19 protein-coding genes, 1 tRNA gene and 2 rRNA genes (1 of these 22 only partly in view) are annotated in these 26,998 nt (G+C 43.3%); 10 read left to right on the forward strand and 12 right to left on the reverse strand.

The window, feature by feature from the left end:
- Positions 1-74: 74 nt before the first annotated feature.
- From rpoB to L0Z67_RS15255, 8 genes are all read right to left on the reverse strand, one after another.
- Positions 75-4,100 (reverse strand): DNA-directed RNA polymerase subunit beta, encoded by a 4,026-nt coding sequence (rpoB, locus tag L0Z67_RS15220; protein WP_062568390.1) that lies wholly within the window; start codon positions 4,098-4,100, stop codon positions 75-77.
- Between the two features lie 272 nt (positions 4,101-4,372).
- A complete protein-coding gene (gene rplL / locus L0Z67_RS15225; RefSeq protein WP_062568391.1) occupies positions 4,373-4,735 on the reverse strand; it encodes a 50S ribosomal protein L7/L12 in 363 nt (120 codons plus the stop codon).
- An 81-nt stretch (positions 4,736-4,816) separates the two neighbouring features.
- Positions 4,817-5,311, reverse strand: coding sequence for a 50S ribosomal protein L10 (rplJ, locus tag L0Z67_RS15230; RefSeq protein WP_062568392.1), 495 nt, complete (start codon positions 5,309-5,311; stop codon positions 4,817-4,819).
- Between the two features lie 321 nt (positions 5,312-5,632).
- Positions 5,633-6,337, reverse strand: coding sequence for a 50S ribosomal protein L1 (gene rplA, locus L0Z67_RS15235; RefSeq protein WP_062568393.1), 705 nt, complete (start codon positions 6,335-6,337; stop codon positions 5,633-5,635).
- A 4-nt stretch (positions 6,338-6,341) separates the two neighbouring features.
- The gene (gene rplK / locus L0Z67_RS15240) at positions 6,342-6,770 is read right to left on the reverse strand and encodes a 50S ribosomal protein L11 (RefSeq protein WP_054554827.1); all 429 of its coding nucleotides are present in this window, start codon (positions 6,768-6,770) and stop codon (positions 6,342-6,344) included.
- Between the two features lie 215 nt (positions 6,771-6,985).
- Positions 6,986-7,543, reverse strand: a complete 558-nt coding sequence (gene nusG / locus L0Z67_RS15245) for a transcription termination/antitermination protein NusG (RefSeq protein ID WP_062568394.1) — start codon at positions 7,541-7,543, stop codon at positions 6,986-6,988.
- 4 nt (positions 7,544-7,547) lie between these two features.
- The gene (secE, locus tag L0Z67_RS15250; RefSeq protein WP_062568395.1) at positions 7,548-7,925 is read right to left on the reverse strand and encodes a preprotein translocase subunit SecE; all 378 of its coding nucleotides are present in this window, start codon (positions 7,923-7,925) and stop codon (positions 7,548-7,550) included.
- Between the two features lie 128 nt (positions 7,926-8,053).
- Positions 8,054-8,130, reverse strand: a tRNA-Trp gene (locus L0Z67_RS15255).
- A gap of 161 nt (positions 8,131-8,291) precedes the next feature.
- On the opposite strand from L0Z67_RS15255, the gene L0Z67_RS15260 reads away from it, so the two are divergent.
- Together L0Z67_RS15260 and L0Z67_RS15265 are read left to right on the forward strand one after the other, a co-directional pair.
- A complete protein-coding gene (locus L0Z67_RS15260; protein ID WP_405128209.1) occupies positions 8,292-12,236 on the forward strand; it encodes a two-component regulator propeller domain-containing protein in 3,945 nt (1,314 codons plus the stop codon).
- A gap of 133 nt (positions 12,237-12,369) precedes the next feature.
- Positions 12,370-13,503 carry a CsgG/HfaB family protein gene (locus L0Z67_RS15265; RefSeq protein WP_062568397.1) on the forward strand — a complete coding sequence of 378 codons (1,134 nt, stop codon included), beginning with the start codon at positions 12,370-12,372 and terminating at the stop codon, positions 13,501-13,503.
- A 50-nt stretch (positions 13,504-13,553) separates the two neighbouring features.
- Here the strand turns inward: L0Z67_RS15265 and L0Z67_RS15270 are convergent, their stop codons facing one another.
- Together L0Z67_RS15270 and deoC are read right to left on the reverse strand one after the other, a co-directional pair.
- Complete coding sequence (locus L0Z67_RS15270) at positions 13,554-14,054, reverse strand: hypothetical protein (RefSeq protein WP_062568398.1); 501 nt, start codon at positions 14,052-14,054, stop codon at positions 13,554-13,556.
- On the reverse strand, positions 14,044-14,787 hold the full coding sequence (gene deoC / locus L0Z67_RS15275; protein WP_193987907.1) for a deoxyribose-phosphate aldolase: 744 nt from the start codon (positions 14,785-14,787) through the stop codon (positions 14,044-14,046). The genes L0Z67_RS15270 and deoC overlap by 11 nt, the downstream gene beginning before the upstream one ends.
- Before the next feature lie 271 nt (positions 14,788-15,058).
- Here deoC and cysG point away from each other — a divergent pair, with 271 nt between their 5' ends.
- From cysG to L0Z67_RS15315, 8 genes are all read left to right on the forward strand, one after another.
- Positions 15,059-16,480, forward strand: a complete 1,422-nt coding sequence (gene cysG / locus L0Z67_RS15280; RefSeq protein ID WP_062568400.1) for a siroheme synthase CysG — start codon at positions 15,059-15,061, stop codon at positions 16,478-16,480.
- A gap of 35 nt (positions 16,481-16,515) precedes the next feature.
- Entirely contained in the window at positions 16,516-17,415 is a 900-nt protein-coding gene (cysD, locus tag L0Z67_RS15285) for a sulfate adenylyltransferase subunit CysD (protein ID WP_062568401.1), read from the forward strand.
- Complete coding sequence (cysN, locus tag L0Z67_RS15290; RefSeq protein WP_237114534.1) at positions 17,415-18,839, forward strand: sulfate adenylyltransferase subunit CysN; 1,425 nt, start codon at positions 17,415-17,417, stop codon at positions 18,837-18,839. The genes cysD and cysN overlap by 1 nt, the downstream gene beginning before the upstream one ends.
- Positions 18,840-18,870: 31 nt before the next feature.
- Positions 18,871-20,598, forward strand: coding sequence for an SLC13 family permease (locus L0Z67_RS15295; protein WP_237128336.1), 1,728 nt, complete (start codon positions 18,871-18,873; stop codon positions 20,596-20,598).
- 14 nt (positions 20,599-20,612) lie between these two features.
- Positions 20,613-21,209, forward strand: a complete 597-nt coding sequence (cysC, locus tag L0Z67_RS15300; protein WP_405128210.1) for an adenylyl-sulfate kinase — start codon at positions 20,613-20,615, stop codon at positions 21,207-21,209.
- 3 nt (positions 21,210-21,212) lie between these two features.
- On the forward strand, positions 21,213-21,983 hold the full coding sequence (cysQ, locus tag L0Z67_RS15305) for a 3'(2'),5'-bisphosphate nucleotidase CysQ (RefSeq protein WP_405128211.1): 771 nt from the start codon (positions 21,213-21,215) through the stop codon (positions 21,981-21,983).
- 151 nt (positions 21,984-22,134) lie between these two features.
- Entirely contained in the window at positions 22,135-22,326 is a 192-nt protein-coding gene (locus L0Z67_RS15310; protein ID WP_062568410.1) for a hypothetical protein, read from the forward strand.
- A gap of 170 nt (positions 22,327-22,496) precedes the next feature.
- Positions 22,497-23,759, forward strand: coding sequence for an aromatic amino acid transport family protein (locus L0Z67_RS15315; RefSeq protein ID WP_405128212.1), 1,263 nt, complete (start codon positions 22,497-22,499; stop codon positions 23,757-23,759).
- 706 nt (positions 23,760-24,465) lie between these two features.
- Here the strand turns inward: L0Z67_RS15315 and rrf are convergent.
- A 5S ribosomal RNA gene (rrf, locus tag L0Z67_RS15320) occupies positions 24,466-24,580 on the reverse strand.
- A gap of 133 nt (positions 24,581-24,713) precedes the next feature.
- Positions 24,714-26,998: ribosomal RNA gene (locus tag L0Z67_RS15325) — 23S ribosomal RNA — on the reverse strand (it continues 600 nt past the right edge of the window).

The following is a 26,998-nucleotide window of genomic DNA, read 5'->3' on the forward strand; positions in this document are numbered from 1 at the left end:
ATCTTGAGGGCGAACCAATCGCCCCTACATTCTATTCGGCCTAACAGGTGCGGCTTACGCCGCACCTAAATGGCTTAATTTTCTTCCAACTCGATGTTGATACCCAGTGAGCGGATTTCTTTCAACAATACGTTGAACGATTCTGGCATACCTGGTTCCATCTTATGGTTACCATCTACGATGTTCTTATACATCTTAGTACGACCGTTCACGTCATCCGATTTCACTGTTAGCATTTCTTGTAGAGTATATGCAGCACCGTAAGCTTCTAGTGCCCACACCTCCATCTCACCGAAACGCTGGCCACCGAACTGCGCTTTACCACCCAGCGGCTGCTGAGTAACAAGGCTGTAAGAACCAGTTGAACGTGCGTGCATCTTGTCATCAACCAAGTGGTTAAGTTTCAACATATACATGTAACCAACAGTTACTTGACGTTCGAACTGATCGCCAGTACGGCCATCATAAAGTGTAACTTGACCGCTTCTTGGATAACCACCAAGCTCAAGTAAGTCTTTGATTTCGCTTTCACGAGCACCATCAAAGGCTGGAGTTGCGATCGGTAAACCACCTTTCAAGTTTTCAGCTAAGCGACGAACTTCATCATCAGAGAACGAGTCGATATCGACTTTCTGACGACAATCACCTAATTCGTAAACTTTCTTAACGAAGCTACGGATTTCGTGCAGTTCACGCTGCTCTTTCATCATTTCTTCTAAGCGCTCACCCACACCACGTGCAGCAAGACCCATGTGTGTTTCTAGGATCTGACCGATGTTCATACGTGATGGTACACCTAGCGGGTTCAGAACGATGTCTACCGTACGACCTTTGTCATCGTATGGCATATCTTCTACTGGTACGATAGTCGAGATAACACCTTTGTTACCGTGACGACCCGCCATCTTATCACCCGGTTGGATACGACGTTTAACAGCTAGGTATACTTTAACAATCTTAAGTACGCCTGGTGCTAAGTCGTCACCTTGAGTGATCTTACGACGTTTGTTTTCAAACTTCTTATCGTATTCAGCTTTAAGCTCATCGTACTGAGCGGCTAGTTGCTCAAGCTCAGCTTGCTTGTCTTCTTCAGCAAGGCTTTGAGTAAGCAGCTTTTCAGCATTTAGTGATGCAATTGAATCTGCGTTCAGACCAGCGTCAACAAGTAACTTACGAGCACGGTCTAATACACCGGCTTCTAAGATACGGAACTCTTCGTTGAAGTCTTTCTTCGCTTCGCGAAGCTGCATGTCTTCAACTTCTAACGCACGCTTATCTTTTTCAACACCGTCACGGGTGAAAACTTGTACGTCGATTACAGTACCCGTTACAGAGTTTGGTACGCGTAAAGAGCTGTCTTTAACGTCTGACGCTTTCTCACCGAAGATAGCACGTAGTAGCTTTTCTTCTGGCGTTAATTGCGTTTCGCCTTTCGGAGTCACTTTACCTACTAGGATATCGCCGCCTTTAACTTCAGCACCGATATAAACAACGCCTGATTCATCAAGCTTGCCTAGTGCAGACTCACCCACGTTAGGGATATCTGCTGTGATCTCTTCAGGACCTAATTTAGTATCACGTGCGATACATTGTAGTTCTTGAATGTGGATAGTCGTTAGACGATCTTCTTGAACTACACGCTCTGATAATAGGATTGAATCCTCGAAGTTATAACCATTCCATGGCATGAATGCCACGCGAAGGTTTTGACCTAGTGCTAAATCACCTAAGTCAGTCGAAGGACCATCTGCTAATACGTCACCACGTGTTACCGGCTCACCAACCATACACGTTGGTTTTTGGTTAATACATGTATTTTGGTTTGAGCGTGTGTATTTAGTAAGGTTGTAAATATCGATGCCCGCTTCACCAGGGATACGCTCATCTTCATGTACATTTACAACGATGCGGCTTGCATCCGCATACATTACTTCACCACCACGCTTAGCAACGATCGTTACACCAGAATCTTTCGCTAGTGTAAGCTCAATACCTGTACCTACTAGCGGTTTGTCCGCAATAAGCGTTGGTACAGCTTGACGTTGCATGTTTGAACCCATCAATGCACGGTTAGCATCATCGTGTTCTAAGAACGGGATAAGTGCGGCCGCTACAGAGATCACCTGCTGTGGTGATACGTCCATATATTGCTGGTCCATTTTGCCCATAAAGGTTGATTCACCTTTGTGGCGACATGGAATGAGTTCATCAACAAACTCATTGTTGTCGTTCAAGTTTGAGTTCGCCTGAGCGATAACAAACTGACCTTCTTCAATGGCTGATAAATAATCTACTTCATCAGTTACGACACCGTTTACCACTTTACGGTAAGGTGTTTCTAAGAAACCATAGTCGTTAGTACGTGCGTACGTAGACAATGAGTTAATTAGACCGATGTTTGGACCCTCAGGCGTTTCGATTGGACATACACGACCATAGTGAGTTACGTGAACGTCTCGTACTTCGAAGCCAGCGCGTTCACGTGTTAAACCACCCGGACCTAATGCAGAAATACGACGCTTGTGCGTTACTTCTGAAAGCGGGTTATTTTGGTCCATGAACTGTGACAACTGAGATGAACCAAAGAACTCTTTAACGGCTGCCGAAATAGGCTTAGCGTTAATAAGATCTTGTGGCATTACCGCATCAAGGTCACCTAAGCTTAAACGCTCACGTACAGCACGCTCAACACGTACTAGACCAACGCGGAATTGGTTCTCAGCCATTTCGCCAACACTACGGATACGACGGTTGCCTAAGTGGTCGATATCATCAACATCGCCAACACCGTTACGAATAGCGATAAGCACTTTCATAACAGCTACGATGTCTTCTTTCGATAATGTGCCAGGGCCTGTATCTGAGTCATAACCTACACGGCTATTGAACTTCATACGACCTACTGTTGATAGATCATAACGCTCTTCAGAGAAGAACAAGTTATCAAACAAGGCTTCAGCCGCGTCTTTCGTCGGTGGCTCACCTGGGCGCATCATGCGATAAATTTCTACTAATGCTTCTAAACGGTTGCTTGTTGTGTCGATACGTAATGTATCTGACATGTAGGCGCCGCTGTCCACTTCGTTGATATATAATGTATCAATCTTAGTGTGACCTGCTTTAACCAATTCAGCCATTAGCTCAAGTGATAGCTCATCATTCGCGTTAGCGATGATCTCACCCGTTGATTCGTCAACATAGTTTTTAGCTACAACACGACCAATGATGTACTCATGCGGTACTTCTAATTGGTTAATACCTTTTTTCTCGATGTTCTTGATGTGACGCGCAGTAATACGACGACCCGCTTCAACAAGGACTTCACCGTCTTCGCCTTTGATATCAAAAGCGGCAGTTTCACCGCGTAAACGTGAAGGTACAAGTTCCATAAGAACTTTACCGTCAGTTACTTCAAACGCAGTGGTATCGAAGAAGATATCTAGGATTTCTTCCGTAGAGAACTCTAGAGCACGTAAGATAATTGACGCCGGTAATTTACGACGACGGTCAATACGTACATATAGGTTATCTTTTGCATCAAACTCGAAGTCTAACCATGAACCACGGTAAGGAATTACACGCGCGTTATAAAGTACTTTACCTGACGAGTGAGTTTTACCGCGGTCGTTATCAAAGAATACACCAGGGCTACGGTGTAGCTGAGAAACGATAACACGCTCTGTACCATTGATTACAAAGGTACCGGTATCAGTCATGAGCGGAATTTCGCCCATGTAAACTTCTTGCTCTTTTATGTCTTTAACTGTGCCTGGTGCTTCTTTGTCCATCACCACAAGACGCAATTTTACGCGAAGTGGAGCAGAATAAGTCACACCGCGAATTTGACATTCTTTTACATCGAATACTGGCTCACCAATACGATAACTGACGTATTGTAGCTCAGAATTTCCCGAGTAGCTTTTGATCGGAAACACAGAACGGAAAGCAGCTTCCAAACCGTGATCGCCATCAGCGTCAGGGACTAAGAATTTTTTAAACGATTCTAACTGCGTCGACAGTAAGAAAGGTATATCCAAAACTTGTGGACGTTTACCAAAATCCTTACGGATACGTTTCTTTTCAGAATAAGAGTAAGCCATGGGGTTCCTCAGCTTGCTGATCTTTGACCCGACCTGTTCTTGTAAGAACAGACTTAACTGGCATCTATGCCAAGATGTACAACATTAAATTGTTGTTCTATTTTGCTCTGTCACTTTCAATACCAAAAAAGGTAACAACTTGAAAATAAAGAGAAAACTAGATTTTATTTGCGCTACAGGATTGCATCGCTCCATAGCGCAAAAAGGCCGGTGATTAAATAATCACCAGCCCTTGCCTGATTACTCAGGCAGCGAACCTAGCGTAAGCTAGATTACTTAACCTCAACTTCAGCACCAGCTTCAGTAAGGTCTTTTGCAAGCGCTTCAGCTTCTTCTTTAGATACACCTTCTTTAAGAGGTGCAGGAGCTGATTCAACAAGAGCTTTCGCTTCTTTAAGGCCAAGACCAGTTGCACCACGTACAGCTTTGATTGCAGCAACCTTGTTAGCGCCAGCGCCAGTAAGGATTACGTCAAACTCAGTCTTTTCTTCAGCTGCTTCAGCAGCAGGACCAGCAACAACAGCAGCAGCTGCAGTTACGCCGAATTTCTCTTCCATTGCTTCAACTAGAGCAACAACGTCCATTACTGACATTTCAGCAATAGCATCAAGGATTTGGTCTTTAGTTACAGACATTACAAATTTCCTAATTATTACGGACTAATACTAGCCCAAAAAAAATATTACACCGAAAGTGAACAAAAAAACAGCTTAAAATTAAGCAGCTTGCTCAGCTTTCTGTACACGTACTGCTTCAATTGTTTTACACAATTTGCCAGCAGACGCTTCTTTCATAGCGCTCATTAAGCGTGCAACAGCTTCGTCGTAAGTAGGTAGAGTTGCTAGCATAGCTGCGTCTACTACATTACCTTCAAATGCAGCCGTCTTAACTTCGAATTTCTCATTCTTTTTCGCGAAATCTGAGAAGATACGCGCAGCAGCACCTGGGTGCTCTGATGAGAAAGCGATTAAGCTTGGACCAACAAGTGAGTCAGAAAGGCACTCAAAATCTGTACCTTCAACAGCACGTTTAGCTAATGTGTTACGAACAACTTTCATCCATACACCAGCTTCACGAGCTTCTTTACGAAGGGCAGTGATAGCACCAACTGTTACACCACGAGAATCTGCAACAACTGCAGAAAGAGCACCAGTGGCTGCTTCGTTGACTTCAGCAACAATTGCTTTTTTGCCTTGAAGATTTAAAGCCATGGGTGTTACTCCTGGTTTAATGGGTCGCCTACATAGGCTTCCCTGTTCTACTCTTCCCCATCAATGATGGAGATGCTTTTTACGGCGAGAGCCAGAAGATTAGGAAAAATCTATCTGGGGATTCACACCGTCTACGTAGGTAAAATTCATTAAGGCCGAAGCCGCCTACGGTCTTGGACGGAAGCCCAATTTATCGTTTTTACCCGAAGGCAGTACGAAATTATGGACTTCAACCCGAATTCTTTACTTGTTTCGAAATTAACTTTCTCAACAAAATGGCGCAAAATTATAGTTTAAATTTCGCGCCATGTAAACTCTTAATTAAGCAACAACTGTGCTTAAAGAGTTTTGGTCAACAGCAACACCTGCGCCCATTGTTGTAGAGATAGTTACTTTTTTCACGTAAGTACCCTTTGCTTGAGAAGGTTTAGCCTTCTTAAGCGCAACAATAAGAGCTTCAAGGTTTTGTTGAAGTTGCTCAGCAGTGAAATCAACCTTACCGATAGTAGTATGGATGATACCGTTCTTGTCGTTACGGTAACGAACTTGACCTGCTTTCGCGTTTTTAACTGCTTCTGCAACGTTAGGTGTTACAGTACCAGTTTTAGGGTTTGGCATTAGACCACGTGGGCCTAAGATTTGACCTAGTTGACCAACAACACGCATAGCGTCTGGAGATGCAACAACAACGTCAAAGTTCATCTCGCCTTTCTTAACTTGTTCAGCAAGATCTTCCATGCCCACTAATTCAGCACCAGCTTCTTTCGCAGCATCTGCGTTAGCGCCTTGTGTGAATACAGCAACACGAACTTCACGACCAGTACCGTTAGGTAGTACAGTTGCACCACGAACGTTTTGGTCAGATTTACGAGCATCGATACCAAGGTTAACAGCAACGTCAACACTTTCTACGAATTTAGCTGTCGCTAACTCTTTTAAAAGAGCAACGGCTTCGTTGATTTCGTAATCTTTAGTCGCATCCACTTTTTCGCGGATTGTACGCATACGTTTAGTTAATTTTGCCATTATCTTAGTCCTCTACGTTCAAGCCCATCGCACGCGCAGAACCTGCGATAGTGCGAACTGCAGCGTCCATATCAGCCGCTGTAAGGTCAGGTCGTTTTGTCTCAACGATTTCTTCAAGTTGAGCACGAGTAACTGTACCCACTTTTTCAGTGTTAGGACGGCCAGAACCTGATTTGATACCTGCAGCTTTCTTAAGTAAGTAAGCAGCCGGTGGAGTTTTCATGTCGAACGTGAAAGAACGGTCACCGTAAACAGAGATCACTACAGGAACTGGAGCGCCTTTTTCGATAGACTCTGTACGTGCGTTGAACGCTTTACAGAATTCCATGATGTTTACACCGTGTTGACCTAGTGCTGGACCTACTGGAGGACTAGGGTTAGCCATACCAGCGGCAACTTGTAGCTTGATAATAGCTTCAACTTTTTTAGCCATAATAAATACCTCATTTGGTGGGTCATAGCCTTGTGCGCGCGAGGACGCGTACTCTAACGGCTTCCCAGTTTAAAAATTGGTTCTCACTTTTCGTGATAAAACAAGTGATAACTTGCCCTAACACAAAAAGGCCGCTGATTATAAGTTAATCAACGGCCTTTTTCAAGCTTATTGCCAAATATATTAAACGATTTTGGCAGCTTTAATTTTTTTACTTATTTGTCTTGTTCAACTTGACCAAATTCAAGCTCAACCGGTGTCGAACGACCAAAGATAAGTACAGATACTTTCACGCGGCTCTTTTCGTAATCCACTTCTTCAACGACACCGCTGAAGTCAGCAAATGGACCATCAATAACACGAACAACTTCGCCTGGTTCAAATAATGTTGCAGGCTTAGGTGCTTCAGCATTTTCTTGCAGACGATTTAAGATGCGATCAGCTTCTTTTTTGCTGATTGGTGCAGGACGGTCTGATGTACCACCAATAAAGCCCATTACACGCGCAGTGCTGTTCACTAAGTGCCAGCTTGCATCGTTCATGTCCATTTCTACTAATACGTAACCTGGGAAGAATTTACGCTCAGATTTACGCTTTTGACCAGCACGCATCTCAACAACTTCTTCAGTTGGTACTAAAACTTCACCAAAACTATCTTCCAAACCTTCGATCTTGATGTGCTCAAGAATAGTTTGTGCAACACGCTTCTCATAACCCGAGAAAGCTTGTACTACGTACCAACGTAGTTTCTTTTCGTTCTTCTCATCCGACATGGGATCAGATCTCCAATCCAGTTAAAAAGCCTACAGCGCGGAATAAAATGCCATCTAATCCCCACAGGATAAGTGCCATAATCACAGTTGCAACCATTACAATTAATGTTGTATGGGTTGTTTCTTGGCGCGTTGGCCAGACAACTTTACGCACTTCAATACGTGCCTCTTTTGCAAACGCAATAAAAGTACGGCCTTTTTCAGTAAGTGAGGCAATACCTAAACCTGCTGCAACAGCAACCACTACGCCAATTGCACGTAATAATACAGATTGGTCTGCGTACATGTGGTTACCAACGACTGCGCCTGCTAGTAGCGCTATCGCTACAATCCACTTCACTGAATCCATCGCACTTGATGGTGTTTCTACATTCGTGCTCATAATATTATTACCTTAACTACAGACACAACAACCCTGCTCTTTGGCAGGGTTAATCCATTAAAATCTAAACTTAAAAACTGACTATTTAAACCGATTTTTAATTTTAGACTTCACACACAGTGTAAAAGTGGCAGGGGCGGAGAGATTCGAACTCCCAACCGTCGGTTTTGGAGACCGCTGTTCTACCAATTGGAACTACGCCCCTGCAAAGTGGATGCCTATTATACTTACGCAATTCATTAACACAAGTGTAAAAGATACCCAGAAGTTAAATTCTCGCCAGTCTATTTAAAAATCAATATTAACATTGATTAAAAAGCAGTTTATTATAACCCAATAAAGGAACTGAAAACGACATGGATACATGTGTTGCCGTTAAAATTTGCCCGCTACGTTGTATTGTTTACTATCACTTTGCTTGTTAGTCAGCTTGCTAATGCTCGCCCATTACACCTGACAACTTTTAATAGTCAGCAAGGTTTAAGTCAAAACTCCATCAATTGCAGTATAACTGATCAACAAGGCTTTTTATGGCTGGCCACACAAGGTGGGTTAAATCGTTTTGATGGTTATGAATTTAAACGTTTTAAAGCCAACAAGCATAGCAAAAGCATCTCGGGAAATTGGATCACTTCCTGCCAAAAAGATCAGCATCAACAACTCTGGTTTGCAACTGCAAGTAAGGGGCTCAACCGCCTTAACACGCATACTGGCGAGTTCGAAGTATACTCCTCAGGCAAGAATTCAGGGCTGAGTGACGATAAAATTTGGTCGATGGCATTCACACCAAGGGGTAATCTTTGGCTTGGTCATGAGCAAGGTAAATTAAGCTATTTTGATTTAAGCACTAACGAGTTCAAACATTTTCAATTTAAAGCACATGCTCAACAAAACACCCTCATTCGCGATATCATCGTTACTGATAAACGGCTTTGGCTTGCTACCAGCCAAGGGTTACTTTCATTTAATCCAAATACGCAGCAATTTACTCAATACGCTAATATCAGCTCACCGTTATGGCATCTCAATTTACTTAATCACGAGAAGTTACTCGTTGGCGGCAAGCAAGGACTCTATACGCTTAATCTAACAACGTTAGTGAGTGAACCAATTAAGCACTTTAAAGGTATCTGGATCACTGACAGCCTTATTGATGCTCAAAACAATCTTTGGCTAACAAGCTATGGGCAAGGTTTATACTTTTTGCCTGCTGAGGCAGACTTGCAAAAAGAATACATTCAATATCGCCATGATAAACAAGAGCAAAATAGTTTAAGCAGTGATTATCTCCTTTCACTTTATCAAGACCCACAAGGTATTATTTGGCTAGGGACTGATGGCTATGGTGTACATCGGTATGACCCCAAACAGCAGCAGTTTTCTCATCAATCAACAACCTCTCAGCTACATTCTTTGAGCCATAATTTTGTTCGCTCAATCATAAAAAGAGCCAATGGAGAGGTATGGATTGGCACTCGTGATGGACTCAATCGTAAAACAACCCAAGGCTATCATCACTATAAAGACGCACTACCAAACAGTAATATATTTGCCCTCCATGAAGATAACAATCATCAGTTATGGGTAGGCACTTACGGTGGCGGCTTAGTTAAGTATCAGGATGGTAGTGATAGCTTTGAAATTTTCACCATGCAAAGCCACCAGCTAGCGAGTGATCGTGTTTACGCGATAACCAGTGACAAAACGGGTGCACTTTGGCTTGGCAGTAACCAAGGACTTACTCGGTTTGAGCCTGAATCAGCTAAAGTAACTCACTTCAAGCATAACGACACAAGCAACAGCCTTGCGAACAACACTGTATTTACACTTGCCTATGATAGTGATGACCATGCTCTTTGGATTGGCACCCGAGCAGGGCTCAATAAGTTAGATATTGCAAGTGAGCAATTTAGTTTATTGGATCAACAAAGCTCAGCCGATACAGGGCTTAGTCATAACATGGTGACTTCTTTACTGCTAAAAAAGAACATCATTTGGGTTGGTACAATGCAGGGACTGAACCAAGTCAATAAAGATAATTTTAACGTTAAACAAATTACCGAGCAGCACGGCTTAGCGAATGATAATATTTTTGATATTTTAACTGATCAGCAAGACATGCTTTGGCTAGCAACCAACGGCGGACTAACACGCTATAATCCTGTCACAGAACAAATGCAGCAATTTTTGCCAGAAGACGGTATTCAGCACCAATCATTTATACTGGGCGCAAGCTTTCAAGCAGACGATGGCGAATTATTCTTTGGCGGTATTAATGGTTATAACCACTTTTATCCTGAGCAGTTAACCTTATCGCACGCTCCCCCTACTCCGGTATTAACTGAGCTATTACTGAACAACCACGCAATTGAGAGCAATCACTTCGGTAAGCAAACAAATACGCTTGCCAGTTCCACCCATTCACTCTCTTTTGAGCAATCAGCTGGCGTTATTGGCTTTAAATTTAGTGCATTAAATAATGCTGCCACGCCAAAACATTATCAATATGGCTACAAGTTAGCAGGCTTTGATAAACAGTTTTTGTATACAGATGCCTCTCTTAGGCAAGTCAACTACCCACAACTTCCAGCTGGTAACTACCAATTATTAATCAAGGCAAAAGATCAATACGGCCAGTGGAGTGACAGTGCCTCCTTGCTAAAGTTAACTGTTGTGCCTCCTTGGTGGCAAAGTAAATTAGCCTATGGCATCTACCTAATCATGGCATTAACGCTAACTTGGCTACTTTTAAATGCACTGTACCAACGCAAACTCGCTGAGCAAGAAAAGCAAACTGAAGTTGAATTAAACAAATTAAAAGATCAATTTCTAGATAACATTAGCCATGAGCTAAAAACGCCACTGAGCTTAATACTTGCTCCGATAAGTCAGTTACAGCAGAGTAATACTGACCCACATACCCGCAACCAGCTTGCCAGTATAAAGCGCAACTGCCAGCGTTTGCTTGAGCTCATCAATCAACTTTTACAACTAAGTAAACGTCCAAGTACAGCTATTTACACGGTATCACCGTATTCATTAAGCGATTTTCTGACCAACCTGGTAAACGATTTCACGCCGCTCTTTAAGCAAAAGCAACTGCAATTTAATTTTCACACTAATCCCACTGAAGAATGCATGATTGCCCTTGCTCCCGAGCATGCTCACTCTATCTTTAGTAACCTAATTAGTAATGCTCTTAAGTACACCCCACAAGGTGGTAAAGTTAGTATTAGCCTCTCGATGGAACAGCAACGGGCGATATTTAGCATTATTGATACGGGTATCGGAATTGCCGACAAGCATCAGCAACAAGTTTTTAACCGCTTTACCCGCGTGGCAACATCAGAAGAGTCAGGAAGTGGAATCGGCCTAACCTTGGTAAAGCAGCTAGTTGAAGAATATGGCGGTATAATCACCCTACAAAGTCAAGTTAACAAAGGAAGCTGTTTTAATGTGTCACTTCCTCTTGCAATCGCCTCTGGTAAACATATAAATAACTCAATTGAACTGCACTCCTCACAGCCAACTATTCTCATTGTTGAGGATAACCAAGACATGGCTGATCTATTACTTTCGTTATTTAATGAGGAGTTTCGTTGTATCTGCGCAATTGATGGTCAACAAGCTATTGAACTATGTCAAACGAGCCTGCCAGACCTAATCATTAGTGATGTCATGATGCCTAATATGGATGGCTATCAACTATTGACTAAACTACGTGCCAACCCCGCCACCAGCCACATTCCTGTCCTATTGCTTTCTGCAAAGGCAGACAAAAATAGTCGTTTAAAAGGCCTCGATTTATTAGCCGATGATTTTTTAAGTAAACCGTTTGAACCAGCAATACTGATCAGTCGTGTTAAGGGGTTGCTTAATTTAAGACACATCTTAAACCAGCATTTAACGGCGCAGCTTGCTGCCCCGCTACACACAGACTCATCCGCACAGATTACGGTTCACAATAAAGACTACTCCTTTACAGAAAAGCTTAAGCAGGTAGTGCAAACTCATTATCAAGATGAAAGTTTCTCCGTCGAACAACTTGCCTCTGCATTATGTTTTAGCCCCCGTGCACTTCAATTAAAAATGAAAGCATTATATTCACAAACTCCATCAGACTATTTGCGCAATACACGTTTAGAGTTTGCAAAAGAACACCTAATCAATAGCACATCAGCAATTGGTCTGATAGCTGAACAAAATGGCTTTAGCTCGCAAAGTTATTTTGCTCGAAGCTTTAAAAGTTATTTTGGCCTCTCACCAAAACAGTATCGAGATAACCATAAAAAACGTGCTAATTTCGTGTGAGTGAATAAACTTTTCGCTTGAGTACTATTTTTAATGTACTGATTTTTATAACTTATCCTAATAAACATTCATAAAAACAAAGCCCGTATTGTGGCGTTATTTACTGCATGAGATATAAGTTAAGGAAAGTCATATGCTCACCAAAACACACAAAGCGATTACGCTCACTTTAATTGCTGCTGCACTAACTGCATGCCAAAGTACGACGACAACCACAAGCAATAACAACAGCCCGAATATAAACGAAGTCGCACAACAACAATACAATGGCCCTAAAGCCAGAGTCGCTGTGGCACGCTTTACCGATAAGTCCAACGACTCGCGTTGGTGGCGTAAAGAAATTGGTGAAGGTATGGCAGATCAGCTAACAACTGCATTAGTTAGTACCAATCGATTTATCGTTTTAGAGCGACAAGCGCTTGATGCTGTTTTATCAGAGCAAGACTTAGCGGTATCAGGTCGAGTAAGTGCAGCATCAGGTGCAGCCTACGGCGAAATAGAGGGTGCCGAAATTGTGGTTGTAGCAGCGGTCACAGAGTTCGATGACGACAACTCTGGTACTCGTGTAGGCAGTGGTGGGTTTATTGGTGATGTATTTAGCTCAGTATCAGCGGGCTTTTCAAGTTCACACATGGCTATTGATTTACGCTTAATAGACACTCGTACCTCTCGTATTCTAGCAGCCACTAGCGTAGAAGGTGGTAGTAAAGATTTTAATTTTACCTCTGCTGCAACTAACTTTGGTGGCGCCCTAGTCGGCGGCAACCTGAGTAGTTGGTCAAACACGCCAAAAGAAAAAGCATTACGTGAAGTGATTATAAAAGCGGTTGAGTTCTTAGAATCAAAAGTGCCAGCGACCTATTATCGTTACAATAGTGATAACACGATAGCGGCTGGTCACACAGCGCCTGCACCACTCAAAGTAACTGCAGCTGCAGCCCCCACTAAAGCAGCAGTGGCATCAGTTACTGTTCCTAATCATAGAATGCCTTACTACGAAAAAACAGACTTGGCGATGTCACGACTAAACTTGGTTTGTTTGGGTTATTTGAAAAGACAGCCTCACTACGAAGAATATGAAGTAGAAGACGTAGAGTACGATGAAGCAACCGTGATTGCACTCACTGAGTATCAGCAAGAAAATAAGCTCAAAGTGACTGGTCGTGCGGATGAGACGACCAAAAAGTCCCTTGATGATTCAGGCTGCATTGCCAAAACTAACAAATCAAGTTTAGAAAGCCTTGGCAGTATTTTTAAATTCAACTAAGCAAAATAACAGCCAGTGCTAGCACTGGCTGTACACGCTTTCGTTTATCACTACAAAATTTGTATCAATTCGCCACGGTAAAAATCACACAGTAGCCAAATTTGTTGAAATGGGTGCTCTGCTGGCACTTTTAAGTTAGTAAGTACTGACTTAAAATCTTCTAAATGCCAAATCGTACTGGCATTTCGTATCAATAACCAAGGGTGAGTAGACTCATAATGCTTTTTCGCTTTTTGCGCGAGCAAACGATGTAACGCACAGTGCAAACGTTCACTACTTGGTGCTAACGCCATTTCCGCAAGGTCTCGTTGCATGCCAATCGACAAAGGTCGGCCAAGTACCGCCATCGCTTCTGTTTCACTGGCATATAAATGCGCTATTTCGATATCGAGTCGCTCATCACCTTTATAGCAACTTACATCGGGCTTACTCGGTGTGTTATGCCAGATATTACGCATAGTTACACCAAATTGCTTTTCGTAACAGCGTAAAAATAGCTTTGCCGCACCGTGCTCTAGCGCTATTTTTTCTTGCTCACTTTCACGATTCATTTAATATCATATACACATCACTTAATAAGCCTGAAGCGCCAAATCGAAAAAGATCGGGTTGTAAATACGCTTCACCCATAATTGACTCAGCTAAAGCCAAATACTCAGCAGCGTCAGTAACAGTTCTGACTCCACCCGCCGCTTTAAAACCCACCTTTTTATCGCTTGCTTTAATGGTCTCTAAAATAACCTTAGTCGCCGCAAGGGTGGCATTCACAGCAACTTTACCGGTACTGGTTTTAACAAAGTCAGCACCGCCTTCTATCGCCAGCTTAGTTGCTGTAGCAATCAACTCATTGGTCAATTCACCGCTTTCAATGATCACTTTGAGTTGCACTTGAGTACCGCAGGCATCTTTTGACGCTTGAACATACTCTAAAACTTTGCGTTCATCACCGGCAATCAGTGCTTTGTATGGAATCACTAAGTCTACTTCATCGGCTCCGCGTTCAATAGCAAACAAGGTTTCACTAATGACTTGTTCTAACGGCTGCTCCCCACCAGGGAAGTTAGTCACAGTAGCCACTTTAACTTGTTGTAACTCACGCTCAGCGAGTGCAAGCTTAGCGTCACTAACAAACTGACTATACACACAAACCGCAGCAGGAATGCCTAACTTTGGCTCAATACTCGCAACTAAGTTATTAATAGACTCTGTAGTGTCGGTGTCATTCAGTGTTGTTAAATCCATTAGTGCCACCGCTTGGGCAGCGATTGTTTGCATATTAGTCATTGATCTTATTTTGTGTTGCCATATTAGTACCCTATAGTAGCAAATTTTTATGATCTGGCTATAAATCATAACTAATCACCATAAGGCATTTAATTTCCTTGTAACTCGCCGCAATCCCTTGTTAACTAAGCCTTAAGCCAAACAAAGCCACCAAATATAACTTTTAGTTATATAAACTTGGTTTTAATTATTTTTTACTTTATTTAGAGCACTATATTCTGCTTGCCTGCAATAAGCAGTTTCTTTGATGTGTTTTAGGGGTGAGAACAACGTGCAATATTTACCTATCTTTACCAAGTTAGACGACAAACCTGTATTGGTAGTCGGCGGTGGAGATGTTGCGTTACGCAAGTGCCGTGCATTTTTAAAAGCACGTGCCAATGTAACGCTAGTCGCCCCTGAGTTTTGTGATGAACTTACTGCGCTTGCAACGCAAGGTGAAGTAACGCTTATCGTTGATACATTTAAAGAACAGTATTTAGATCAACAAATGCTAGTTATTGCGGCGACGGATATCGACAGCGTCAATAATGACGTTTTTGAACGTGCTAATGCGCGTAATATTTTCGTTAATGTGGTTGATGACCAGCCTAAATGCAGCTTTATTTTTCCTTCGATTGTTGACCGTGATCCAATCACAATTGCTATTTCAAGTGCTGGCACTGCCCCCGTACTTGCACGTCGGTTACGTGAAAAACTCGAGACCCTTATTCCACAACATATTGGCCCACTTGCTACGTTAGTTGGTAGCTTTCGCGATAAAGTAAAACAGCGTTTCAAGCACTTTGCTGACCGTCGCCAATTTTGGGAAGGGGTGTTTGACTCATCGGTTGTGAGTAAAGTGCAAGCGGGTAATACCGAGGCAGCAACTGTGCAGTTAGAGCAACTGTTAGATGCAAAGCCAGAGCCTGAAGGCGAAGTGTATGTTGTCGGTGCAGGCCCTGGCGACCCTGAGTTATTAACACTAAAAGCACTGCAATTAATGCAACAAGCCGACGTCGTTGTGTATGACTATTTAGTCTCTGATGAAATTATGGAACTAGTGCGCCGTGATGCTGATTTAGTCTGTGTTGGCAAACGCTTGGGCGATCACAGTGTTGCACAAGAAGATACCAATCAAATGCTGGTAGATTTTGCCAAACAAGGTAAAAAGGTATGCCGTATTAAAGGAGGCGACCCGTTTATTTATGGTCGTGGTGGTGAAGAAGTACAAGTGCTGGCCGCAAATCAAGTACGTTACCAAATCGTACCGGGTATCACTGCTGCTGCCGGTTGCAGTGCTTATGCTGGGATCCCTCTAACACACAGAGACCATGCACAAGCTATTCAATTTGTGACAGGACACTGTAAAAAAGATGGTCAAGAACTTGATTGGCAATCACTCGCAAAACCAAATCAAACTTTGGCTATTTATATGGGTGTCATTAAATCTCCCCATATTCAAGCACAATTATTAAAACATGGCCGTGGTGCAGAAACACCAGTTGCTATTATCGAAAATGGTACGCGAAAAGAACAGCGTGTCGTTACTGGGCAACTGGGTGAGTTGGCGGACTTAATCGCCCGTCATAGTATTATCTCACCCGCTTTACTAATTATAGGCGAAGTTGCATCATTGCATCACCAGCTTGCATGGTTCGGACAAACCGAACAAACCAGCAGCTTTGCCCAGCCTATTACAGGCGTAGCGTAATTTAACTTTTAATCATTTTAGTAGGACGACTAACAATGGCTTTAACACACCTTCAGCAATTAGAAGCTGAAAGTATCAAGATCATGCGCGAAGTGGCTGCTGAGTTTGAAAATCCGGTGATGCTTTACTCGATAGGTAAAGATTCATCGGTGTTATTACACTTAGCACGCAAAGCGTTTTACCCAGCAAAGATCCCATTTCCATTATTACATGTTGATACCAACTGGAAGTTTAAGGAAATGATCGAGTTTCGTGACCGCCTAGCCAAAGAATACGGCTTTGATTTAATCGTCCACAAAAACCCTGAAGGGTTAGAGATTGATATCAACCCATTCGTACATGGCTCAGCAAAGCACACTGACATCATGAAAACCCAAGGTTTAAAGCAAGCACTGGACAAATACGGCTTTGATGCTGCGTTTGGTGGGGCACGTCGTGACGAAGAGAAATCTCGTGCTAAAGAGCGTGTTTACTCATTCCGTGACAAACACCACAGATGGGATCCAAAAAACCAACGTCCAGAGCTTTGGAATACATATAACAGCCAAGTTAACCCGGGTGAAAGTATTCGTGTTTTCCCGTTATCGAACTGGACTGAGCTTGATATTTGGCAGTATATCTACCAAGAAAACATTGAAATGGTTCCACTTTACCTTGCCAAAGAACGCCCAGTTGTTGAGCGTAACGGCACGCTAATCATGGTTGATGATGAGCGCATGCCTCTTGAGGAAGGCGAAGTACCAGAAATGAAATCTGTGCGTTTCCGTACCCTTGGTTGTTACCCGTTAACGGGGGCTGTGGAATCAACGGCAGGAACCTTAACGGAAATTATTGAAGAGATGCTACTTTCAACCTCTTCTGAGCGTGAGGGCCGTGTGATTGATCATGATTCAGCTGGTTCAATGGAAAAGAAAAAACGTGAGGGCTATTTCTAATGTCTAAAACAAACGACACGATTAACGAAGTAAGAGAGTTAGGCATCGACGCTTACCTTGCACGTCAACAAGATAAAAGCCTTTTACGCATGCTGACCTGTGGTAGTGTGGATGACGGTAAATCAACGCTGATTGGCCGCCTTTTACATGACAGCCACCAAATTTATGAAGACCAACTTGCCGCCCTGCATAAAGACAATGAAAAAGTCGGTAATGCCGGTGAAGAGCTTGATTTAGCACTCCTTGTTGATGGCTTACAAGCTGAGCGCGAACAAGGTATTACGATTGACGTTGCTTATCGTTACTTCTCAACAGCAAAACGTAAATTCATCATTGCTGACACACCAGGGCATGAGCAGTACACACGCAACATGGTAACCGGTGCATCAACCAGTGATGTAGCTATTATCTTGGTGGATGCGCGTTACGGTGTACAAGTACAAACAAAACGCCATAGTTTTATCTGTGATTCGCTTGGTATTAAACAGTTTGTTGTTGCTATCAACAAGATGGACATCGTCGATTTCGACGAAACTGTGTATGAGAAAATCAAAGCGGATTATCTTAAATTTGCGGAGCAGCTAAACGTTACGAATATCAAGTTTGTGCCTATGTCTGCACTTAAAGGTGACAACGTAGTAACACGCTCAGAGCACACTCCTTACTACACTGATAAACCACTGCTTGAGTTACTTGAAGACTCACCAGCTGCTGAAATTGATAACGGTTTTGAAGCACGCCTTCCGGTGCAATATGTCGTGCGCCCTAACTTAGACTTCCGTGGCTTCCAAGGTACTTTAACCTCTGGCAAGTTCAGTGTTGGTGATGCAGTGAAAGTGCTACCATCGGGTAAAAGCTCAAGTATCAAAGAGATTGTGACTTTTGATGGCAACTTAGATACCGCTGAAGCAGGTCAAGCAATCACTTTAACATTAAACGACGAAATAGATATCAGCCGTGGTGATGTGATTGTGCCAGCCGCTTCAAAAGCCGCTGTCACAAATCGTATTCAAGCTAAATTAGTATGGATGCACGAAGCGCCGCTTGTATTAGGTAAAAGCTACAACTTTAAGTTAGGTAGCAAGAATACCTCAGCAGTGGTAAGAAAAATCGATCACACCATTGATGTAAATACCTTAGAGCATGGTCAAGCTGACTCATTACAGCTGAACGAAATTGCTATTGTAACCTTAGAGCTGACAGAAACAATTTTGGCTGATGAGTACCACAGCAATCATGAAACAGGTGCGTTTATCCTAATCGATCGCCTATCAAACCTAACTGTGGCAGCAGGTATGATTGAGCAATTACTTAACATCGAAGAACAGCAAAGTAACTTTAGCGACTTTGAAGTTGAATTTAACGCTTTAGTACGCAAGCACTTCCCTCACTGGCAAGCGCTTGATATAACTAAGCTTAAATGATCACTTTTCGCCTGTTATAGGAAGCAATAGCATGTATCAACAGCTGGTATTAACAGGCATTATGCTGGTATTAGTCGGGTGCCTTTTTGGCACACGACTAAAACCAGCATGGTTATTTGTTGGCGCCATTGGTATTAGCTATCTAGCAGGGCTTATAAGCCTTGAAGATATGCTGGTGAACTATGCAAACCCCTCTTTAATTACTTTAATACTGCTTGTATTAGTGTCTATTGCTGTAGAAAAAACCACGTTAGTACAGAAACTTGCTCAGTCACTTTCTAAAGGAAGTCTAACCAGCTCAGTGACTAAACTTGGTTTATCTACCGCTTTTTTATCATCATTTACTAATAATACGGCGGTTGTGGCCTCACTGATTAGTGCAATAAAAGACAGTCCAACTCATTCCCCGTCTAAATTGTTGTTACCCTTGTCGTACACTGCAATTTTAGGGGGCACGATTACCCTAATTGGCACATCAACTAACTTAATTGTTAATGGTTTTGCAGTAGAAGCTGGCATGGCGCCCCTAGGCTTTTTTGATTTTACATTAGTGGGCTTGGGTGCTTTAAGTGTTGGCTTAATCACTATCATTGTGATGTTGAAATACCTTCCTGATAATGGCAAAAACGATCAAGAAGTCGTCCCTTTCTATCTAGAAGGTAAAGTTGAAACTGGCTCACAACTCGCGGGTAAAAGCGTTGAAGAAAATGGTCTTCGTGAACTTAAAGACCTATTCTTAGCCGAGATCATCCGTGAAGATAAACGTATCTGTGCAGTCACACCAAAGCAAGTGATTAAAGAAGGTGACGTGCTCTTGTTTGTCGGTGACATAAAATCGGTACCTCTGCTTACTCAGTTTGATGGCCTAAAAGTCGTTCACGACAAACACGAAAAAGATGTTGAGCACTTAGTTGAAGTCGTTGTCAGCCATTCCTCTAAATACATAGGTAAAACAGTTAAGGAAGTGCGTTTTCGTGAGCAATTCCATGCGGCGGTTATTGCCATTCGCCGCGGCCACGACCGTTTGCAAGGTGGTTTAGGTAAAGTACAACTACAAGCTGGTGACTCACTCATTCTTGCACCAGGTAAAGAGTTTTACTCACTTCCTGACCTTAAAAGAGAATTTGTTTATATTTCAGGCCTTGATTTACAAACTCACTTAAAGCCAAAGAAATCTAATATCGTATTGGCCAGTTTTGCGGGGGTTTTAGGCCTGAGCATTCTTGGAATCGTCCCCTTGATTAAAGGTCTACTTGTTTTACTGATCGGCCTAATGCTAACTGGCACAATTAAACTTAGTGAAGTAAAGCGCCGCTTTCCGATTGAGCTACTCGCTGTGGTAGGCAGTGCTATCGGCCTAGCTAAATTAATGATAGGCACAGGCCTTGCCGGTGAAATATCATCAGGTATGTTATACGTGCTTGGCGATTTTGGACCTTATGGGGCTTTCATTGCCATTTTCTTAATGACCGTGATGTTTACAGAGCTCATTACCAATAATGCAGCCGCGGCACTTTCGTTTCCAGTTGCCTACGCATTAGCCATAGGTTTTGATGTATCGCCACTTCCTTTTATTATGGCTGTCGCTTTTGGTGCATCGGCTAGTTTTATTTCGCCATTTGGTTACCAAACTAACCTAATGGTATACAGTGCAGGTAACTACCGTTTAAAAGATTACATTGCAATGGGCTTACCGTTATCGATTATTTATTCAATAACGGTGCTGACATTAATACCACTGGTTTTTCCATTTCAATAATGAGAGTAAAAACAATGGATGAGAATATCGTATGGCATAACTACGCTACCACTAAAGCACAGCGTAGTGAGCAAAAAAAACATAAGCCAACTATTTTATGGTTTACTGGTTTTTCAGGCTCTGGCAAAAGCACCGTTGCCAATGCACTAGAAAGTGCCCTGAATCAATTAGGTGTGCACACATACCTATTAGATGGTGATAATGTACGTCATGGTTTATGTAAAGATCTTGGCTTTAGTGATGAAGACCGTATTGAAAATATTCGCCGAGTGGGTGAAACCGCAAAACTGATGGTTGATGCAGGACTTGTGGTACTCACCGCATTTATTTCACCCTTTAGAAGTGAACGCGATATGGTAAGAAACTTAGTTGAAGAGGGTGAATTTATCGAAGTATTTTTAGATACTCCATTAGACGTTTGCGAAAGCCGCGATCCTAAGGGTCTCTATAAAAAAGCCCGTGCAGGTGAGATAAAACACTTCACTGGTATCGATTCTGATTATCAATCCCCTATTTCACCAGAAATTAAAATCGATACGAGCACAAACACCCTAGACCAATCGGTGCAAGAACTGGTAGCGTATTTAAAACAACAGCAAATTATAGGTTAAGCCATGAATCAAACGGAACTGCTAGAAGAAATCTTACTCCTCGCGCGCCAAGCGGGTAGTGCAATTATGGGGATTTACGAAAAGGACTTTAATGTTGAGTACAAGGCTGATGAAAGTCCTGTTACCGACGCTGACCTAGCAGCTCATAAAGTGATTGTGAATGGCTTAAAACACCTTACCCCAGATGTGCCAATTCTAAGTGAAGAAAGCGCTGATATAAGCTGGGAGGTCCGCCAAACATGGCAACGTTACTGGTTAGTTGATCCTATAGATGGCACCAAAGAGTTCATTAAAAAGAATGGCGAGTTCACCGTGAATATTGCCTTGATTGAAAAAGGTAAACCAGTATTGGCAGTTGTCGATGCACCGGCATTAGGTGTGTCGTATATTGCTGCTGAAGCAATTGGTGCCTTTAAAGATAAAGGTGATGAGCGTATCGAACTTAAGGTAACCCGTAAGCCAAATAAAGGGCTGATCCGTGTTGTCGGAAGCCGCTCGCACCCTTCTCCTGATTTAGCAGAATTCGTAAAACAGTTTGAAGATGTAGAAATGGTTTCAAAAGGCAGCTCGCTAAAACTATGCTTAGTAGCCGAAGGTAGTGCTGATATATACCCACGCCTTGGCCCAACCTGTGAGTGGGATACGGGAGCAGGTCATGCGATTGCCGAAATAGCCGGCGCAACGGTTAGCAAACTCGATGGCAGCCCACTACTGTATAACAGTAAAGAAGAGTATCTGAATCCATATTTTGTGGTATCAGCGTTAGGGAGTTAATGCGACTTAAAACACACATTGCTGGGTAGGCCCAAGCAGTACCCAGCAAGTTTAAAAGAGCTCTTAATTAACCTAAATCAATTATCATCTATAGCCAATATGTGCCTGTTCCTATACTATTTTTCACTCTTAATCTATTGAAGGTACAACCATGACAACAATTGAAAAGGCAATTGAAGCAGCATACGAATCACAAATTACCTCGCTTTATAAGGCTCTCTCACAAAGCATTCTTGCCGCAAATGGCGATGAAGCAGAAATCAGTGCAGCCGAGGCTCGTTTTAAGAAAGGGTTAGCATTTGCTGCTGATATAAAAGCACGTGCACTAACGGCTGCACAATAACACTCTAAGCTGGGTGGAGCACTGCTAAACTCAGCTATCCAAATAAGCAATATTCCCTTGTGTAAGTCTCCCCTTACAGCATAGTTATTTAAATACAACGCTAAAACATGCATTCTTAGGCGCTTTTCTATATGCTGCGCGACAATTATTATTCTAATAGTGGAGTGCTAATGAACACACATCAAGATGCTATGCCGTATGATGCATCGACAACAAGTAGTAACTCGAAATGGAATCTTCATGACACCCAATGGGTATTAAGTTTATTTGGTACCGCGGTCGGGGCTGGTATTTTATTCTTACCAATTAATATCGGTATCGGCGGATTCTGGCCGTTAATCATCATGGCATGCCTTGCCTTTCCAATGACTTATTTAGCTCACAGAGGCTTGGCCCGCTTTGTATTATCATCTAAACGGTCCGATGCTGACTTTACAGACGTAGTTGAAGAGCATTTTGGTATTAACGCCGGTCGCTTAATTTCTCTTTTATACTTTCTTTCGATCTTTCCTATTTTACTTATCTATGGTGTTGGCTTAACCAATACCGTCGACAGCTTTATTGTCAATCAATTAGGCATGGAGTCGCCACCACGCGTTCTATTATCAGGGGTTTTAGTTGGTGGTATGATTAGCTTAATGCTTGGTGGTGAAGCACTTATGCTTCGCGCTTTTTCTATTTTAGTTTATCCTCTGGTTGGTATCTTATTCTTCTTATCGTTATATTTAATCCCCAGTTGGCAAATGCCTGACATCACTATTCCTGAGTTCTCAGGTTTTATGAAGACGCTTTGGTTATCTATTCCTATTATTGTTTTTTCGTTTAGCCACGCAGCTGCAATCTCAAGTTTTGTCCATGTACAGCGAGCCCATTATGGCAATAATGCCAAAATGAAATCTGAAGCAATTCTTAAACGTACCAGCTTGTTACTGATTGTATTTGTATTGCTGTTTGTATTTTCGTGTGTGTTGTCTCTATCATCTGAACAAATGATACAAGCTAAGGCTGATAATGTGTCTATTTTGTCATTTCTAGCCAATATCACAGATAACTCTTTTATTGCCACACTTGGACCTCTGGTTGCTTTTATCGCAATTACATCATCATTCTTGGGACACTTCTTAGGTGCTCGTGAAAGCTTTAATGGCCTAGTGAGTAAGCAAACAGATTTGAATCCAAAGTTAGTTGATAAAACCGGCACTGTGATCATGTTCTTTGCTATTTGGTACTGTTCAGTAATTAACCCAAGTATTTTAAACATGATGGATCAACTATCAGGCCCAATCATTGCTATGATCCTATTCATCATGCCCATGATTGCTGTTTATAAAGTACCAGTTTTACACAAATACAAAAACCGCTTGAGTACCCTGTTTGTTCTAACAGTTGGCTCTCTAGCAGTATTTGCGCTTATTTATAGCATGATTAAGTAACATACTGCTTACTACAAAAAAAGCCCAGCAGTGAATCTCTGCTGGGCTTTTTTTAGTTATGTTTCAGGTGCACAGCTAAGATTTGGCCTTAGTATTAGCCAACCACTTTACAGATAACCTCTGTATTCTACTACCGAACAGCCAGTAGGCTCATCCCGTCCCCAATAAGATCTATACCTGCGATTCTCTATCACGCGATGTAAAATCGCGACTACAAACGTGTTGGGGTTACTTGCCGCGTAGCATCGGGTTTATTCCGCGTCATGGATTGTCTGTTCGCAGATAGAGCACGATGTAAAATCGCGACGACACACGTGTTGGGGTAACCTTGTCGCGTAGCTGCGGGTTTATTCCGCGTCATTGGCTGTCTGTTCGCTCATAGAGCGCGATGTAAAATCGCGACGACACACGTGTTGTGGTAACCTTGTCGCGTAGCTGCGGGTTTATTCCGTGTCATGGAGTGTCTGTTTGCGGATAAAGCGTGATGTAAAATCTCGCCACACACGAAAAAACCCGTTGCATTACTGCAACGGGTTTCTCTAATTAGGAGCCATGGTGCGCTACGCAGTAGGATGTCCTACTTTCACATGGCGAATGCCACACTATGCCTACAAGGATAGAAGTAGTAGGGTCTTGGTTGGGTGTTTTATTTTTCTACAGGCAACAAAAAACCCGACTCTTTCGAATCGGGTTTCTCTAATTAGGAGCCTGGCGATGTCCTACTTTCACATGGCAAATGCCACACTATCATCGGCGCTGTTTCGTTTCACTACTGAGTTCGGCATGGGGTCAGGTGGGTCCAAAACGCTATTGTCACCAAGCGTATTCTGTTGTAAGCGCGATATAAAATCGCGACTACTAAATTCGGAATGCTGATTGTAAGTAAATGTCTACTTTAGTATCTTAACTTCTGCTTTGCGTTGTTACGCTGCCACAAAACGCGTTTGGCGTTGTATGGTTAAGCCTCACGGGTAATTAGTACAGGTTAGCTTAATGGCTCACACCACTTCCACACCCTGCCTATCAACGTTGTAGTCTTCAACGGCCCTTCAGAGACTTTAAAAGTCTAGTGAGAACTCATCTCGAGGCCTGCTTCGCGCTTAGATGCTTTCAGCGCTTATCAGTTCCGAACGTAGCTACCGGGCAGTGCCATTGGCATGACAACCCGAACACCAGCGGTTCGTTCACTCCGGTCCTCTCGTACTAGGAGCAACCCCTCTCAATTCTCAAACGCCCACGGCAGATAGGGACCGAACTGTCTCACGACGTTCTAAACCCAGCTCGCGTACCACTTTAAATGGCGAACAGCCATACCCTTGGGACCGACTTCAGCCCCAGGATGTGATGAGCCGACATCGAGGTGCCAAACACCGCCGTCGATATGAACTCTTGGGCGGTATCAGCCTGTTATCCCCGGAGTACCTTTTATCCGTTGAGCGATGGCCCTTCCATTCAGAACCACCGGATCACTATGACCTACTTTCGTACCTGCTCGACGTGTCTGTCTCGCAGTTAAGCTGGCTTCTACCATTACACTAACCGTACGATGTCCGACCGTACTTAGCCAACCTTCGTGCTCCTCCGTTACTCTTTGGGAGGAGACCGCCCCAGTCAAACTACCCACCAGGCACTGTCCGTAATCCCGATCAGGGACCAACGTTAGAACATCAAAACTACAAGGGTGGTATTTCAAGGACGGCTCCACAAAGACTAGCGTCTCTGCTTCAAAGCCTCCCACCTATCCTACACATGTAGGTTCAATGTTCAGTGCCAAGCTGTAGTAAAGGTTCACGGGGTCTTTCCGTCTAGCCGCGGGTACACAGCATCTTCACTGCGATTTCAATTTCACTGAGTCTCGGGTGGAGACAGCGTGGCCATGGTTACACCATTCGTGCAGGTCGGAACTTACCCGACAAGGAATTTCGCTACCTTAGGACCGTTATAGTTACGGCCGCCGTTTACCGGGGCTTCGATCAAGAGCTTCGTCCGAAAACTAACCCCATCAATTAACCTTCCGGCACCGGGCAGGTGTCACACCGTATACGTCATCTTGCGATTTTGCACAGTGCTGTGTTTTTAATAAACAGTCCCAGCCACCTGGTCACTGCGGCTCCCGTCCGCTTAGAGAGCAAGTCTCATCACAGATAGGAGCGTACCTTCTCCCGAAGTTACGGTACGATTTTGCCTAGTTCCTTCACCCGAGTTCTCTCAAGCGCCTTAGTATTCTCTACCTGACCACCTGTGTCGGTTTGGGGTACGATTCGGTATAATCTGAAGCTTAGAGGCTTTTCCTGGAAGTATGGCATCAACAACTTCACACCCTTGGGTGCTCGTCTCGTGTCTCAGTCTTAAGAGTCCGGATTTTCCTAAACTCTCAACCTACTCACTTTCACATGGACAACCAACGCCATGCTTGTTTAGCCTGCTCCGTCCCCCCATCGCAATTATACCAAGTACGGGAATATTAACCCGTTTCCCATCGACTACGCCTTTCGGCCTCGCCTTAGGGGTCGACTTACCCTACCCTGATTAACATGGGATAGGAACCCTTGGTCTTCCGGCGTGCGGGTTTTTCACCCGCATTATCGTTACTCATGTCAGCATTCGCACTTCTGATACCTCCAGCATACCTCCCGGTACACCTTCAACGGCTTACAGAACGCTCCCCTACCACTCAAACAAAGTTTGAATCCGCAGCTTCGGTGCATAGTTTAGCCCCGTTACATCTTCCGCGCAGACCGACTCGACCAGTGAGCTATTACGCTTTCTTTAAAGGATGGCTGCTTCTAAGCCAACCTCCTGGCTGTCTGGGCCTTTCCACATCGTTTCCCACTTAACTATGACTTTGGGACCTTAGCTGGCGGTCTGGGTTGTTTCCCTCTTCACGACGGACGTTAGCACCCGCCGTGTGTCTCCCGGATAGTACTTTACGGTATTCGGAGTTTGCAAAGGGTTGGTAAGTCGGGATGACCCCCTAGCCTTAACAGTGCTCTACCCCCGTAAGTATTCGTCCGAGGCTCTACCTAAATAGATTTCGGGGAGAACCAGCTATCTCCCGGTTTGATTAGCCTTTCACTCCTAGCCACAGGTCATCCCCTAACTTTTCAACGTTAGTGGGTTCGGTCCTCCAGTTGATGTTACTCAACCTTCAACCTGCCCATGGCTAGATCACCGGGTTTCGGGTCTATACCTTGCAACTCAACGCGCAGTTAACGCTCGCTTTCACTACGGCTACCCTA

This window comes from Pseudoalteromonas sp. PB2-1, assembly GCF_045040605.1.
GTDB classification, from domain to species: Bacteria; Pseudomonadota; Gammaproteobacteria; order Enterobacterales; family Alteromonadaceae; genus Pseudoalteromonas; species Pseudoalteromonas arabiensis.

Coding starts and splice junctions, on each gene's coding strand:
- L0Z67_RS15295 (WP_237128336.1), top strand. CDS start 18,871: ATGTATCAACAGCTGGTATTAACAGGCATTATGCTGGTATTAGTCGGG.
- L0Z67_RS15265 (WP_062568397.1), top strand. CDS start 12,370: ATGCTCACCAAAACACACAAAGCGATTACGCTCACTTTAATTGCTGCT.
- nusG (WP_062568394.1), bottom strand. CDS start 7,543: ATGTCGGATGAGAAGAACGAAAAGAAACTACGTTGGTACGTAGTACAA.
- L0Z67_RS15270 (WP_062568398.1), bottom strand. CDS start 14,054: ATGAATCGTGAAAGTGAGCAAGAAAAAATAGCGCTAGAGCACGGTGCG.
- cysN (WP_237114534.1), top strand. CDS start 17,415: ATGTCTAAAACAAACGACACGATTAACGAAGTAAGAGAGTTAGGCATC.
- secE (WP_062568395.1), bottom strand. CDS start 7,925: ATGAGCACGAATGTAGAAACACCATCAAGTGCGATGGATTCAGTGAAG.
- cysQ (WP_405128211.1), top strand. CDS start 21,213: ATGAATCAAACGGAACTGCTAGAAGAAATCTTACTCCTCGCGCGCCAA.
- rplL (WP_062568391.1), bottom strand. CDS start 4,735: ATGTCTGTAACTAAAGACCAAATCCTTGATGCTATTGCTGAAATGTCA.
- L0Z67_RS15310 (WP_062568410.1), top strand. CDS start 22,135: ATGACAACAATTGAAAAGGCAATTGAAGCAGCATACGAATCACAAATT.
- rpoB (WP_062568390.1), bottom strand. CDS start 4,100: ATGGCTTACTCTTATTCTGAAAAGAAACGTATCCGTAAGGATTTTGGT.
- cysC (WP_405128210.1), top strand. CDS start 20,613: ATGGATGAGAATATCGTATGGCATAACTACGCTACCACTAAAGCACAG.
- rplJ (WP_062568392.1), bottom strand. CDS start 5,311: ATGGCTTTAAATCTTCAAGGCAAAAAAGCAATTGTTGCTGAAGTCAAC.
- L0Z67_RS15315 (WP_405128212.1), top strand. CDS start 22,497: ATGAACACACATCAAGATGCTATGCCGTATGATGCATCGACAACAAGT.
- deoC (WP_193987907.1), bottom strand. CDS start 14,787: ATGACTAATATGCAAACAATCGCTGCCCAAGCGGTGGCACTAATGGAT.
- rplK (WP_054554827.1), bottom strand. CDS start 6,770: ATGGCTAAAAAAGTTGAAGCTATTATCAAGCTACAAGTTGCCGCTGGT.
- rplA (WP_062568393.1), bottom strand. CDS start 6,337: ATGGCAAAATTAACTAAACGTATGCGTACAATCCGCGAAAAAGTGGAT.
- cysD (WP_062568401.1), top strand. CDS start 16,516: ATGGCTTTAACACACCTTCAGCAATTAGAAGCTGAAAGTATCAAGATC.